At 61.7% G+C, this 14018-nt stretch carries 12 protein-coding genes; 3 read left to right on the top strand and 9 right to left on the bottom strand.

Annotated features, from left to right (window positions below; translation table 11 throughout):
• Positions 1-3 precede the first annotated feature (3 nt).
• The 8 genes from pheT to AvAM_RS07220 form a co-directional block, all read right to left on the bottom strand.
• Positions 4-2451, bottom strand: coding sequence for a phenylalanine--tRNA ligase subunit beta (pheT, locus tag AvAM_RS07255; protein ID WP_137746438.1), 2448 nt, complete (start codon positions 2449-2451; stop codon positions 4-6).
• Positions 2452-2540: 89 nt separating this feature from the next.
• Positions 2541-3593 carry a phenylalanine--tRNA ligase subunit alpha gene (pheS, locus tag AvAM_RS07250; protein ID WP_137746437.1) on the bottom strand — a complete coding sequence of 351 codons (1053 nt, stop codon included), beginning with the start codon at positions 3591-3593 and terminating at the stop codon, positions 2541-2543.
• Positions 3594-3694: 101 nt separating this feature from the next.
• A complete protein-coding gene (gene rplT / locus AvAM_RS07245; protein ID WP_055402682.1) occupies positions 3695-4054 on the bottom strand; it encodes a 50S ribosomal protein L20 in 360 nt (119 codons plus the stop codon).
• 26 nt (positions 4055-4080) lie between these two features.
• A complete protein-coding gene (gene rpmI, locus AvAM_RS07240) occupies positions 4081-4284 on the bottom strand; it encodes a 50S ribosomal protein L35 (RefSeq protein ID WP_008904041.1) in 204 nt (67 codons plus the stop codon).
• Between the two features lie 183 nt (positions 4285-4467).
• Positions 4468-5073, bottom strand: a complete 606-nt coding sequence (infC, locus tag AvAM_RS07235; protein WP_082836404.1) for a translation initiation factor IF-3 — start codon at positions 5071-5073, stop codon at positions 4468-4470.
• 81 nt (positions 5074-5154) lie between these two features.
• A complete protein-coding gene (thrS, locus tag AvAM_RS07230) occupies positions 5155-7074 on the bottom strand; it encodes a threonine--tRNA ligase (RefSeq protein ID WP_137746436.1) in 1920 nt (639 codons plus the stop codon).
• Between the two features lie 318 nt (positions 7075-7392).
• Positions 7393-8724, bottom strand: a complete 1332-nt coding sequence (gene aceA / locus AvAM_RS07225; RefSeq protein ID WP_055402695.1) for an isocitrate lyase — start codon at positions 8722-8724, stop codon at positions 7393-7395.
• A gap of 253 nt (positions 8725-8977) precedes the next feature.
• Positions 8978-9397: a gamma-glutamylcyclotransferase gene (locus tag AvAM_RS07220; RefSeq protein WP_137746435.1), complete on the bottom strand. Its 420-nt coding sequence runs from the start codon at positions 9395-9397 to the stop codon at positions 8978-8980.
• Positions 9398-9481: 84 nt separating this feature from the next.
• Here AvAM_RS07220 and AvAM_RS07215 point away from each other — a divergent pair, with 84 nt between their 5' ends.
• Positions 9482-10390: a DMT family transporter gene (locus tag AvAM_RS07215; RefSeq protein WP_249368003.1), complete on the top strand. Its 909-nt coding sequence runs from the start codon at positions 9482-9484 to the stop codon at positions 10388-10390.
• Positions 10391-10414: 24 nt separating this feature from the next.
• On the opposite strand, the gene rraA is transcribed toward AvAM_RS07215, so the two are convergent.
• On the bottom strand, positions 10415-10927 hold the full coding sequence (rraA, locus tag AvAM_RS07210; RefSeq protein ID WP_137746433.1) for a ribonuclease E activity regulator RraA: 513 nt from the start codon (positions 10925-10927) through the stop codon (positions 10415-10417).
• Between the two features lie 277 nt (positions 10928-11204).
• On the opposite strand from rraA, the gene AvAM_RS07205 reads away from it, so the two are divergent.
• A complete protein-coding gene (locus AvAM_RS07205; RefSeq protein WP_015014555.1) occupies positions 11205-11525 on the top strand; it encodes an SWIB/MDM2 domain-containing protein in 321 nt (106 codons plus the stop codon).
• A 239-nt stretch (positions 11526-11764) separates the two neighbouring features.
• A complete protein-coding gene (locus tag AvAM_RS07200; RefSeq protein WP_375708143.1) occupies positions 11765-14002 on the top strand; it encodes a TonB-dependent siderophore receptor in 2238 nt (745 codons plus the stop codon).
• The last annotated feature ends 16 nt before the right edge of the window (positions 14003-14018 follow it).

The raw sequence follows: 14018 nt of genomic DNA, 5'->3' as shown, positions 1-14018 counted from the left end.
TCATCAAACACGCAGCCTTGCACCCGTGCGCTGGACCAGTTGAGTCACTACGGCCTGCACCGCAGCATCGATCTCAGCCTCCGTCAGCGTGGCGTCGTCGCTGCCCAGCGTCAAGCGCACGGCAAGGCTCTTCTCACCTTGCGCCAGTCCACCTGCAGAGGCCTCTTCGCCTGCACGCAGTACCTTGGGGCGATACACATCAAACAGCACGGCCGAGCGAAGCGTGGCACCGGGCACTGCCTGCTGCACCGCTTCCATGATGTCAGCGTGCGTCACACGCTCCGCGACCACCACAGCCAGATCGCGCTCCACCGCCTGGTGCTTTGCCACGGGCTTGAACTGCGGCACCAAACGCTGCAGGACGGCATCCAGCTCCAGCTCGAACATCACGGGGGCCTGGGGCAAGTCCCAGGACTGGCGCCACTGAGGATGCAACTCGCCCACAAAGCCAATCGCGCGGCCTTGCACCAGCACGCGTGCGCAACGGCCCGGGTGCATGGCGGGATGGGTGGCAGGCTCAAAGGTTGCCTTCAACGGAGCCAGCAGTGCTTCCACATCGCCCTTCACGTCGAAGAAGTCAATGGACTGCTCCTTGCGGCCCCATTGCAGCACGTCGCCCGGGCCATAAGCCATCCCCGCCACGCGCATGGGCTGGTGGAAGCCTTCCACCGTCGTGTCGGTGTTGCGCACGGCCGCATCACGCAGAAACACACGGCCGAGCTCGAACACGCGCACACGCTGGGCCTTGCGGTCCAGATTGAACTTCAAAACCTGCAGCAGCGAACCCAGCAGGGTCGAACGCATCACACTCATCTGACTGGCAATTGGATTGAGTAGCTTGATGGGCTGCGCATTGGCCGCCAGTTCGTGCTCCCAGCGCTCTTCCACAAAACTGAAATTGATGGTTTCCTGGTAACCCAGCCCCGCCAGCGAGCGGCGCACGGCAAAAGGGCTGCGCGTGGCTTCGCGTGCCAGCTTGGGCGTGATGGGCGCCAGCGGAGGTGTGGTGGGCAGGTTGTTGTAGCCCACCATGCGCGCCACCTCTTCGATCAGGTCCTCCTCGATGGTGATGTCGAAGCGGTACGAGGGCGGCACGACGGTGAGCAAGCCATCCCCCTCCGTCACCGGCAGGCCCAGGCCGCGCAACGCATCAGCGCATTGCGCCTGCGTGAGAGGCATGCCGATGACCTTGGCCGCGCGCGCCACGCGCAGCGTGACGGCTTGCGGCACCGGCAGGTTCACCGACTGGTCGTCCATCGGGCCGCAGGCGGTGTCCGGCGTGCCGCAGATATCGACGACCAGCTGGGTGATGCGTTCGATGTGCTCGACCGTCAGGCTCGGGTCCACACCACGCTCAAAGCGGTGGCCTGCATCGGTCGAGAAGTTGAAACGGCGAGAACGACCTGCCACCGCCTTAGGCCACCAGAAGGCCGCCTCAATGTAGATATGTTTCGTGTCGTCGGACACCGCCGTGGCATCGCCGCCCATGATGCCGGCCAGCGATTCCACCTGGTTGTCATCTGCGATCACACCCACTTTGTCATCCACCGCGATGGTGCTGCCATTGAGCAGCTTGAGCTGCTCGCCAGCCTTGCCCCAACGCACATCCAGGCCACCGTGGATCTTGTCCAGGTCAAAAATATGCGAAGGACGACCCAGCTCGAACATCACGTAGTTGGAGATATCCACCAGGGGCGACACGCCGCGCTGGCCGCAGCGTGCCAAGCGGTCCAGCATCCACTGGGGCGTGGCAGCGCGCGTATTCACGTTGCGCACGATGCGGCCGGAGAAGCGGCCACACAGGTCTGGTGCACTCACCTTTACAGCCAGCTTGTCGGACAGCTTGGCAGCCACCGCAGGGAACGACGGTTGCTGCAGCGGCGCGCCGGTCAAGGCCGACACTTCACGCGCAATACCGTAGACGCTCAGGCAATGCGCCAGATTGGGCGTGAGCTTGAGGGTGAACAGTGTGTCGTCCAGGTTCAGGTGCTTGCGGATGTCCTGGCCCACGGGCGCAGAGGCATCCAGCTCCAGCAGACCACCGTGGTCTTCCGACAGCTTGAGCTCGCGGGCCGAGCACAGCATGCCCTGGCTTTCCACACCGCGCAGCTTGCCAACCTTGATGAGGAAGGGCTTGCCATCGTCGCCCGGCGGCAACTCGGCACCCACCAGGGCGCAGGGCACCTTGATTCCCACACGCGCATTGGGTGCACCACAGACGATGTTGAGCAAGGCGCCCTGCCCCACGTCCACCTGGCACACGCGCAGGCGGTCAGCGTCGGGGTGCTGCACGGCCTCCTTGATCTCGCCCACGACGATCTTGGAGAACGGTGGCGCCACAGGGCGCAGCTCCTCCACCTCCAGGCCGGCCATGGTCAGCGTCTCGGCCAACTCGGCGGTCGAAAGGGGTGGGTTGCAGAACTCACGCAACCAGGATTCAGGGAATTGCATAGTCGAACTCTTGTACGGAAGGTGCCCGCGCGGCCAGGGTCAGTGCGCGCGCCAGGGCGAAAATGGCTTGTGGGCCCGGGCCTTGTTGCTTACTGGAACTGCGACAAGAAGCGGACGTCGCCGTCGAAGAACAAGCGCAGATCGTTCACACCATAGCGCAGCATGGTCAGGCGGTCGGGGCCCATGCCAAAGGCAAAGCCGATGTACTTCTCAGGGTCCAGCCCCATGTTGCGCACCACGTTGGGATGCACTTGGCCGGAGCCGGCCACCTCCAGCCAGCGGCCGGCGAGCGGGCCTGTCTGGAACTGGATATCGATTTCGGCGCTGGGCTCCGTGAAGGGGAAGAAGCTCGGACGGAAACGCAGCACCAGATCGTCGCTTTCGAAGAAGGTGCGGCAGAAGGCGGTGAAGATCACCTTCAGGTCCTTGAAACTCACGTTCTCGCCCACCCACAGGCCTTCGCACTGGTGGAACATGGGCGAATGCGTGGCATCGCTGTCCACGCGGTAGGTGCGGCCCGGGGCGATCACACGGATCTCGGGCATGGTCTGGCCCGCGTCAAGCAGCGCACGGTGTTTTTTCACATGCTGCACCGCGTGGCGGATCTGCATGGGGCTGGTGTGGGTGCGCAGCAGGTTGGGCGCTTCGGGCGTGCCGCCTTCCACATAAAAAGTGTCGTGCATGGAACGCGCAGGATGGTCTTCCGGCGTGTTCAATGCTGTGAAGTTGAACCAGTCGGTTTCGATCTCGGGGCCTTCAGCCACATCAAAGCCCATGGAGCCGAAGATGCCCTGGATACGCTCCAGCGTGAGGGAAACGGGATGCAATCCACCTTGCCCGCGCTGGCGGCCTGGCAGGCTCACATCCAGCGCTTCGGCCTTGAGCTGCACTTGCAGTTCCGCATCGGCCAGGGCCTGACGGCGCGCCGTCAGTGCTGCCTCGATCGCCTGCTTGGCTACGTTGATGGCGGCACCGCGAGATTTTTTTTCCTCGACGGAAAGCTGTGCCATGCCCTTCATGAGTTCGGTCACGCGGCCCGACTTGCCCAGAAACTGCGCCTTGGCATTTTCCAGATCAGCGGGGGTAGCGCTTTGGGCAAACAACTGCGTCGCGCTTTCGATCAGGGAATCCAACTCGTTCATATCGACTCTTGAAAATGAACAAGGGCTAGTGCCTTTTCAAGCCCTAGCCCTTGCTGTTATTGCGCAAGCAGCTATCAGAACGATAGCCGCTCATCGTGAACTCAAGCAGCCAGCTTGGCCTTGACTTGCTCCACGATGCTACCGAAGGCAGCCTTGTCGTGCACTGCGAGGTCGGCCAGCATCTTGCGGTCGATCTCGATGGAAGCCTTCTTCAGGCCGTTGGCGAACTGGCTGTAGGTCAGGCCCAGCTCACGGGCAGCGGCGTTGATACGGGCGATCCACAGCTGGCGGAACACGCGCTTCTTGGTGCGGCGGTCACGGTAGGCATATTGCCCAGCCTTCATTACCGCCTGTTTGGCGATACGGTAGACATTACCGCGGCGACCACGGAAACCCTTAGCAAGGGCGAGAACTTTCTTGTGACGGGCACGGGCCGTTACACCACGTTTGACGCGAGGCATGTATGTACTCCTTGTTCGTCAGTAAATTAAACGCCCATGCCGGGCAGCATCTGTGAAATCGAGCCCATATTGGTCTCGTGCACAGCAACCGCACCACGCAGATGGCGCTTGTTCTTGGTGGTCTTCTTGGTCAAGATGTGACGCTTGAAGGCTTGACCGCGCTTGACGGTGCCACCGGGACGAACGCGGAAACGTTTTTTCGCGCTGCTCTTGGTCTTCATTTTGGGCATGTGAATGCTCCTTTTTCATTGTGCTCGTGAGGCGTTTGCAAACCGATCTGCAAACTTGTTGGCCCCGAGCCACTTTTTCGAAAGGCTTTCGCCTTTCTCGTTTGGCGGTGCTTTCACACCGCCTTCAAGCACCTCGCCCTTTCAGGCGCAATGCTCAAATCCTGGCATCTATGCCGATGCCGCTCAGGCAGCTGCTCCTGGTGCCGGAGCACCTTCTGCAGCCGGCTTGGCAGCCGGCTTCTTGCGGCCCGGCGCAATCATCATGATCATCTGACGGCCTTCCAGCTTGGGAAACTGCTCGATGATGATGGTGTCTGCCAGCTCATCGCGAATGCGATTGAGCAGTGCAAGGCCCAGCTCCTGGTGCGTGATCTCGCGGCCACGAAAACGCAGCGTGATCTTGCACTTGTCGCCATCCGCCAGAAAGCGGCGGATATTGCGCATCTTGATGTTGTAGTCGCCATCGTCCGTACCGGGACGGAACTTGACTTCCTTGATCTCAATGACCGTCTGCTTGGCTTTGGCTTCCGCCGCACGCTTTTGCTCTTGGTACTTGAACTTGCCGTAGTCCATGAGGCGGCACACCGGTGGATTTGCAGTGGCAGCAATTTCCACCAGATCCACGTCCAGCTCGCCAGCCATGCGCAGGGCCTCCATCAGGCTGACAACACCCAAAGGCTCGTTATCAGGCCCGGAAAGACGCACTTCCGGGGCCATGATTTCACGGTTCAGGCGATGCTTGCGCTCTTCACGGTGGCGACGATCACGAAATTCAGTAGCGATGGCTATCTTCCTTGAATCAAAACACTACAATTTTTGTAGCAACAACCGCACAACTGGCAGGCGCCAAAGCACTTTTTCATGCAAGAGTCAGGCTTTGGTGGCGATGTCTTGGGCGATCAGCTCGGCGAACGCTTCAACAGACATCACGCCGAGGTCACGATTGCCCCGGCCGCGCACTGCGACGGCTCCTGCGGCCTTCTCCTTGTCGCCCGCGACAAGGATGTACGGCAGCTTTTGCAACGAATGCTCACGTATTTTATACGTAATCTTCTCGTTGCGCAGATCGGTCTCCACTCTAAGGTCTTGATTCGGCAGTGCTTTTTGCAGCTTTGCTGCAATTTCGCGACAGTAATCGGCCTGTGCATCGGTGATGTTAAGCACCGCCACCTGCACAGGAGCAAGCCAGACAGGGAACGCGCCCGCGTAGTGCTCGATCAGCATGCCAATGAAACGCTCCATGCTGCCCACCGTCGCGCGGTGCAGCATCAGCGGGCGCTTGCGACTGCCGTCTTCGGCCACGTACTCAGCGTCCAGGCGCTCGGGCAGATTGGGGTCGATCTGCATCGTGCCACATTGCCACTGGCGACCCAGCGCGTCCTTCAGCGTGTACTCGATCTTGGGGCCATAGAACGCACCCTCGCCTTCAGCGATCTCAAACTCGCAGCCCGAATAGCGCAAGCCATCCATCAGCGCCTTTTCGGCGCGATCCCAGGCCTCTTCAGTGCCGATGCGCGCCTCGGGCCGCGTGGCCACCTTGTAGATGATGTCGGTGAAGCCGAAGTCCTTGTAGACCTTCTGCACCAAAGCCGTGTAGTTTGCGCACTCCTCTTGCACCTGCTCTTCGGTGCAGAAGATGTGGCCATCATCCTGCGTGAAACCGCGCACGCGCATGATGCCGTGCAGGCCACCCGTGGGCTCGTTGCGGTGGCAGGCACCGAACTCGCCGTACCGCAGCGGCAGGTCGCGGTAGCTCTTGATACCCTGCTTGTAGATCAGGATGTGGCCGGGGCAGTTCATCGGCTTGAGCGCGTAGTCGCGCTTTTCCGATTCGGTCGTGAACATGTTGTCGCGGTACTTGTCCCAGTGGCCCGTTTTCTCCCACAGGCTCTTGTCCAGGATCTGCGGGCCCTTGACCTCCTGGTAGCCGTTGTTGCGGTACACGCGGCGCATGTACTGCTCGACCTCCTGCCACAGTGCCCAGCCCTTGGGGTGCCAGAACACGGTGCCGGGCGAATGCTCGTCCATGTGGAACAGGTCCAGCTCACGCCCCAGCTTGCGGTGGTCGCGCTTTTCAGCCTCTTCCAGCATGGTGAGGTACTGCTGCAGTTCTTCCTTGGAAGTCCAGGCCGTGCCATAGATACGCTGCAGCATCTCATTACGGTGATCGCCACGCCAGTAGGCACCCGCCACCTTCATGAGCTTGAAGAACTTCAGTTTGCCCGTGCTGGGCACGTGGGGGCCACGGCACAGATCTTCAAAATTGCCTTCGCGGTACAGGCTCACATCCTCATTGCTGGGGATGCTCGCAATGATCTCGGCCTTGTAGTGCTCGCCCAGGCCCTTGAAATAGGCCACAGCCTCGTCGCGTGGCAGAACGCGGCGCACCACGGGCTCGTCCTTGGCGGCGAGTTCGGCCATGCGCTTTTCGATGGCCACCAGGTCTTCGGGCGTGAAGGGGCGCTTGTACGAGAAATCGTAGAAGAAGCCATTCTCGATCACCGGGCCGATGGTGACCTGCGCATCAGGAAACAGCTCCTTCACCGCATAGGCCAGCAAGTGGGCCGTGGAGTGGCGGATGACTTCGAGGCCATCAGCATCCTTGGCAGTGACGATGGACAGCGGGCTGTCGGCCGTGATCTGGTAGCTGGTATCCACCACCTTGCCGTCAATCTTGCCCGCCAGGGCTGCCTTGGCCAGGCCCGTGCCAATGGAGGCCGCCACTTCGGCCACCGTCACAGGGCCCGGGAATTCGCGTTGCGAGCCATCAGGAAGCGTGATGTGAATCATGGGAGTAACTCTTTCTTTTCAATCAGTGCAAGGGGTGCGGGCACGCGCCAGGCCCGTAAAACAAAAAAGCGCGGAACAGGTCCGCGCTTTTTGGAGGTGTGTGCAATCTCGTGCAGGCGCGAACAGCCAGCCTTAGAGGCCGGTCAACATCTCCGATGTAGTTCGCGGTGTCATAACCAGATTGCCTTTCTCGCTCTTGTGCAGTGAATTTGCTGGCATTTTAACCTTGCCACCAACAAAAAAGCCCGAAGCGGGCGCTTCGGGCTTTCATTCGGTGCATTTTGCGCCACACCCTGGCAGCGCATCAGCCCCTCAAGATCAGTGGAACTGCTCTTCTTCGGTCGAACCCGTCAGGGCCTTCACGCTGGACGAGCCGCCCTGGATCACGGTGGTCACGTCGTCGAAGTAGCCTGCGCCCACTTCTTGTTGGTGCGACACGAAGGTGTAGCCCTTTTCGCGTGCTGCGAATTCTGGCTCTTGCACCATTTCGGTGTAGTGCTTCATGCCTTCGCCTTGGGCGTATGCATGGGCGAACTGGAAGGTGTTGAACCAGTTGATGTGGATACCGGCCAGCGTGATGAACTGGTACTTGTAGCCCAGAGCCGACAGGTCTTCCTGGAACGATGCGATCTGCTTGTCGTTGAGGTTCTTCTTCCAGTTGAACGATGGCGAGCAGTTGTAGGACAGCAGCTTGCCAGGGCAGGCCGCGTGCACGGCCTGAGCGAATTCACGGGCAAAGCCGATGTCTGGCACGCCGGTTTCGCACCACACCAGGTCGGCGTAAGGGGCGTAGGCCACGCCACGGCTGATAGCTTGCTCCAGACCGTTCTTCACGCGGTAGAAGCCTTCTTGCGTGCGCTCGCCGGTCAGGAAAGGCTTGTCGTTGGCGTCGTGGTCGGACGTGATCAGGTTGGCGGCTTCGGCATCGGTGCGGGCCAGCACGATGGTGGACACGCCCATCACGTCAGCAGCGAAACGTGCGGAGATCAGCTTTTCGCAGGCTTCTTGCGTAGGCACCAGCACCTTGCCACCCATGTGGCCGCACTTCTTCACGGCAGCCAGCTGGTCTTCAAAGTGAACGCCAGCAGCGCCGCTTTGAATCATGTTCTTCATCAGTTCGAAGGCGTTCAGCACGCCGCCGAAACCAGCTTCTGCGTCGGCCACGATGGGCAGGAAGTAGTCGATGAATTCCTTGTCGCCGGGGTTGATGCCACGGCCCCACTGGATTTCGTCAGCGCGCTTGAAGGTGTTGTTGATGCGGCGGACCATGGTGGGCACCGAGTCATACGCATACAGCGACTGGTCGGGGTACATGGTTTCGCTGGTGTTGCCGTCGGCAGCCACTTGCCAGCCCGACAGGTACACGGCTTCGAGACCGGCCTTGGCTTGTTGCATGGCTTGGCCGGCAGAGATCGCGCCGAACGCGTTCACATAGCCCTTCTTGGCGCCGCCGTTGATCTTGTCCCACAGCTTTTCAGCACCGCGCTTGGCCAGCGTGTGCTCGATAGGCAGCGAGCCACGCAGGCGCACCACGTCGGCTGCGCTGTAACCGCGCTTCACACCCTTCCAGCGGGGGTTGGTCGCCCAGTCTTTTTCCAGGGCGGCAATTTGCTGTTCGCGGCTCAGTTGTTCGTTGAGGGATTGGGGCATGAGATCACTCCAGGGGTTGGTTGAAAACGCCGGGCTGCTGTGTGCCGCCCTTGAAGACAACTTTAAGTCTTCTATAAGACTTGCGCAAGCTCTTATGTCTTATAGAAGAGATAAATTTTCTCCTTGCAAAACAACTACTTAACCACGCGATTTCTCAATACAGAAATTGATTTCTCATATCGAGAAAAATTGCGGCAATGCAACATCTATCGCATTCCGCATCAAGAAAAATAACTTTCACATTGCGATAAATTCAATTGGTTTGGCGACCCACCGCACGGAGCCAGTCGCCGTGCGGGATCTCCGGGGCCGCCACCACATGCTGCGGGTTGATCTCGTACACCAGGCACGGGAGCAATTGCCCCGCCACCTGCACGGCCACCTCTCGCCGGATGTACTCGTCACCGGGTTCGCCCTGCACGTCCTCGATGCCGTCGAGCACCGCCTCCAGCGCTGGCGTGATGGCATAGACCTCGCCCACCACGCACCGGCCACCGCCCAGCAACATGCCGGGGTAGGCCCCCAGGTGGTACAGCACCCCGGCCACTTGTGCAGGCCCTACATAGCGGGGCGCGGGCTTGAGCCGCGTGATGTCATTGCTGCCGCCACGGCGCAGCGTGCCGTAGACAAAAACGCAGCGGAGCGGGCGAGAGGGCACGGATTCGTCGGGCATGATGCGCACTCTTTTTTTTGAATAGCGCCCAGTCTAGTGAACACGCCCAACCGCCCCTTTGCCTACCTGTGCCTGGCACTTAGCATGTCGCTGGTGGGAAGTTATGTGGCGCTGTCCAAACCACTAGCAGCGGTGCTGCCGGTGTTTTTGCTGGCCTGGATGCGTTTTGGGATCGGCGGTGTGGCCATGCTGCACTGGCTCAAGAAGCCAGCGGACGAGCCCCCGCTGACACCGCAAACCCGGCGGCTGCTGTTCCTGGAGTCGTTTTTGGGCAACTTCCTGTTCACCATCTGCATGATTTACGGCGTGAGCCTGACCGATGCAGTGTCAGCAGGCGTAACCATGGCCGCCATCCCGGCCGCCGTGGCGCTGATGGGCTGGGCGTTTCTGCGCGAACGGGTGGCGCCACGCACCTGGCTGGCCGTGGTCTGCGCGGTGGCAGGGATTGCGCTGTTTGCACTATCAAAACCAGAGCACTCATCCCATATGGGACAGGCGGCAGGCCCCAAAAACTCCCAGAACACAGCGTGGCTGGGGCAGTTGCTGTTGATAGGCGCGGTGGTTTGCGAAGCGGCCTATACGGTGATCGGCAAAAAACTCACGGGCAGCCTGGGGCCCAAACGCATCACCTCGCTCATCAACCTGTGGGGTTTTGTGCTGACCACGCCGTTCGGGCTGTACCTGGCGCTCGATTTCGACTTTGCAGCCGTCGGCTGGGGCACCTGGGCACTGCTGCTGTTCTATGCCCTGGCGGCCTGCATGTGGACCGTGTGGCTCTGGATGACAGGGCTCAAGGCCGTGCCTGCAGCACAGGGCGGCGTGTTCTCGGTGCTGCTGCCGGTCAGTGCGGCCCTGGTGGGTGTGCTGGTGCTGGGAGAGTCACTCACGGGCATGCAGTGGTTTGCCTTCGCGATTGCCCTGGCCAGCGTCATCATGGCCACCCTGCCCTCGCGTGCCGCACTGCGCGTGGGCCGGGGCGACCGCACCGGCTGACGCAGCCCCACTGCCGTGAGGCCGTCAGGCCGCCAGCGCCTGCGCGCTCACCACCATGCCGTCGGCATCGGCATACAGCCAATCGCCGGGCCGCACCCAGACACCCTGTATCAGCACAGCCACATCGCGCTGCCCTTCGCCCCGCCGCTCCGTCGGCAGCGGCATGAGCGCCAGCGCCCGGATGCCCACGGCGGCAGCATTCAGCTCTGCCACGTCGCGCACGCAGCCGTCCACCACCAGGCCCGCCCAGCCATTGCGTGCCGCTGCGGCCGCCAGATTGCCCCCCACCAGCGCGCGGCGCAGTGAGCCCCCACCGTCCACCACCAGCACGCGGCCCTCGCCCGGCGACTCCACGGCCGCCTTGACCAGGGAGTTGTCTTCGTGGCACTTGACGGTGGTGACCGGGCCCGCAAAGGCAGGTTTGCCGCCGTAGCTGTGAAAGACGGGTGGCAGAACGCGGAACGCGCCGCTCACATCGGTCTTGTGTTCGTCACAGAAGTCGCAGGTGGAGAAGGAAGGGGCGGAAGCTGCAGACATATCGACAAAAACCTTTTAGAAAGTGGGTCGGTGACACTGAAACGGGCCAGAACGGGATTGTCAGCCCAACGCCTGCCCCAGGCCGCCCCGCTTTTGTCAAGGCTGGTGCGGCTTTGCGTTGAATTGCTGCGCGCTGCGCGGCGCCACAGCTACAAATCGAGGCAAAAAAAGCCGTTTCTCCCTTGGAAACCCGTTTTTTTCCCATTAGCATCGCTCTGCCAGTGGGAAAGCGTCGTTTTCGCTGGTGAAAATTTACTTCCAACAAGGAAAACCCAACATGGCAACTGCAAAAAAAGCTCCGGCAACCACAGCCCCAGCAGCCAAGAAGGCCGCTGCCCCCGCCAAGAAGCGCACCCCCAACGCCGCCTTCATGAAGGCGCTCACGCCCAGCCCCGCGCTGGCCGCCGTGGTGGGCTCGGCACCGCTGCCACGCACGGAGATCATCAGCAAGCTGTGGGTCTACATCAAGGCCAACAACCTGCAGGACGCCACCAACAAGCGCAACATCAACGCCGATGCCAAGCTCAAGGAGCTGTTCGGCAAGCCCCAGGTCTCCATGTTTGAACTGGCTGGCCTGATCGGCAAGCACGTCAAGTAAACAGACGCACTGCACCCGCAGCACAAAAAAAGCCGGCTTTGCCGGCTTTTTTTATTGGGCGTGTCACCGAGGTGTGGCATGCGAACATCAACACAAATGAGAATGACCCGCATTTGATGTAACATCAAGCAGCACGACGACGCACAGCCATGTTGATCTAGCCACTGCCTCTCGCCGCTTCTGGCGCCCCGCGCACCATTCACACATCGCCCCCCTGCACCCCATCGATGGAGGCCATCTTGGCAAAATCACGCGCTCTGCGCCGCAGCTCCGCGCTGCGTAAAACCGCATCCCCCATTTCCCTTGCCCCCGTCGCCGCGTCCGACAAGGCTCTGCTGCCCCTGGGCGCGCTGATGCTGGCCGCCTCCATGGGCGCCATGGCACAGACCGCCACCAAGGAAGCCACCCTGTCCACCGTAACGGTGCAGGAAGCCGCCGACGTGCAAGGCAAGGACACCTTGCTGCTCAAGAAAACCACGGTCGGCAAGGGCAACCAGGACATCAAGGACATCCCCCAGTCCGTGACGGTGTTCACCGAAAAGCAGATGAACGACCGCAACCTGGACGACTTCCGCGAGGTGCTGCGCAACACCGCGGGCGTGACCTTCCAGTCGGGCGAAACGGGTGAAGAAGACGTGCGCCTGCGCGGTTTCTCGCTGGGCCAGGCGGGCGACATCTATGTGGACGGCATGAAGGACGCCCCGCTGATCGAGCGCGACACCTTCAACCTGGACCGCGTCGAAGTGCTCAAGGGCTCGGCATCCATGCTGTTCGGCAAGGGTTCGACCGGCGGCGTCGTCAACCAGGTCAACAAGGCCCCGCTGCTGATTGACCAGCACGAAGCCTCGTACACCTACGGCACCGGCCAATACCACCGCGCCACGGGCGACTTCAACTTCAAGACCGGCGAAAACGCGGCCTTCCGCCTGAACGCCATGGTGCAGGAGTTCGACAACTACGGCGCCAAACAGGACAAGCGCGGCATTGCACCCACATTCGCCTGGGGCATCGGCACGCGCGATGAGTTCTCCATCGGCCTGTACTACCTCGAATCCAAGGGCCGCCCGCTGTACAACCACCCCTGGCGCGTGGTGGACGGCAAGATCAACACGCCGCTCGAAGCCCGCAACTACTACGGCCTGGCCAGCGACCACAACAACACCTCGGCGCAACACGTCACTCTGGGCCACATCCACCGCTTTGACGACAACGGCGAGCTGAACACGCGCCTGCGCTACGGCACCTACGAGCGCGACCTGCTGGCCAGCACCATCGGCTTCCAGAACAGCGCCATCACGCTCGACCAGATCAACGGCAACACCGTGCTGACGCGCGGCTCCAAGGGCCGCCTGGGCGAAAGCGACGTGCTGCAGGTGCAAAGCGACTACAGCAACACCTTCAACTGGGGCGGCAAGAAGCACGCCGTGCTGGCGGGCGTCGATTACTTTGACGACGATGCCAAGCGCAACCAGAACTACCCCAACACCACCACCCGCCCCACCACCACCGTCGGCTCGCCGAATGATGGCGCCTGGGTGGCCGATGGCCGTGCGCCCGTGCAGTGGAACACCTTCAAGTCACGCAACCTGGGCCTGTACTTCCAGGACACGATGGCGCTGAACGACACCCTCAAGCTGGTGGGCGGCCTGCGCTATGACAACTTCAAGGCCTCTTACAAGAACGCCACCGGCGCGCTGAGCAACTCACGCTCCGACAGCCTGGTCAGCCCGCGCGTGGGCCTGCTGTTCCAGCCCAATGAGCTGGCTTCCTACTACGCCTCGTTCGGCACTTCGTACAACACCTCGGGCGACACCTACCAGTTCGGCAACCCCGGTGCCAACACGGCCCGCACCGCCAACACCGACCCCGAAAAGAGCCGCAACTTCGAGATCGGCAGCAAGTTCGAGCTGTTCGAGCGCCGCGCACTGCTGGGTGTGGCCCTGTTCCGCACCGAGAAGTACAACGAGCGCAACACCGACCCCGACACCGCCGCCGCGCAAGAGCTGCTGTCCGGCAAGCGCCACGCCACGGGCATGGAGTTCAACCTGGCAGGCCGCCTGACGCCGAAGTGGGAACTGTTCGTCAACCACACCTGGATCCCCTCGGCCAAGATCGACAAGAGCAACGTGGCATTGGCAGCCAACGGTGGTGGCGCACAGGTGCAGGGCGACCGCCCCGGCCTCACGCCCAAGCACAGCGGCAGCGTGTGGAGCACCTACGCCGTCACGTCCAAGCTGCGCGTGGGCGCAGGCCTGACCTACCGCAGCAAGCAGAACCCCGAGGGTTCGCGCGCGGTGTACGCCAGCGGCTTTGCCGTGATGGACGCCATGGCCGAGTACGCGTTTGACGACAAGACCTCGCTCAAGCTGAACGTGAGCAACCTGTTCGACCGCACCTACGCCGACGGCCTCTACCGTGGCTTCTACACGCCGGGCGCTCCCCGCGCCGTGCAGGTGTCCATCAAGACGCGCTTCTGACCTTTGATGCGCTGAT

Source organism: Acidovorax sp. NB1 (assembly GCF_005405905.1).
Classification (GTDB): Bacteria; Pseudomonadota; Gammaproteobacteria; order Burkholderiales; family Burkholderiaceae_C; genus Acidovorax.
This window is presented reverse-complemented; position numbering and strand designations above follow the sequence as displayed.

Coding starts and splice junctions, on each gene's coding strand:
- pheT (WP_137746438.1), bottom strand. CDS start 2,451: ATGCAATTCCCTGAATCCTGGTTGCGTGAGTTCTGCAACCCACCCCTT.
- pheS (WP_137746437.1), bottom strand. CDS start 3,593: ATGAACGAGTTGGATTCCCTGATCGAAAGCGCGACGCAGTTGTTTGCC.
- rplT (WP_055402682.1), bottom strand. CDS start 4,054: ATGCCTCGCGTCAAACGTGGTGTAACGGCCCGTGCCCGTCACAAGAAA.
- rpmI (WP_008904041.1), bottom strand. CDS start 4,284: ATGCCCAAAATGAAGACCAAGAGCAGCGCGAAAAAACGTTTCCGCGTT.
- thrS (WP_137746436.1), bottom strand. CDS start 7,074: ATGATTCACATCACGCTTCCTGATGGCTCGCAACGCGAATTCCCGGGC.
- aceA (WP_055402695.1), bottom strand. CDS start 8,724: ATGCCCCAATCCCTCAACGAACAACTGAGCCGCGAACAGCAAATTGCC.
- AvAM_RS07220 (WP_137746435.1), bottom strand. CDS start 9,397: ATGCCCGACGAATCCGTGCCCTCTCGCCCGCTCCGCTGCGTTTTTGTC.
- AvAM_RS07215 (WP_249368003.1), top strand. CDS start 9,482: ATGTCGCTGGTGGGAAGTTATGTGGCGCTGTCCAAACCACTAGCAGCG.
- rraA (WP_137746433.1), bottom strand. CDS start 10,927: ATGTCTGCAGCTTCCGCCCCTTCCTTCTCCACCTGCGACTTCTGTGAC.
- AvAM_RS07205 (WP_015014555.1), top strand. CDS start 11,205: ATGGCAACTGCAAAAAAAGCTCCGGCAACCACAGCCCCAGCAGCCAAG.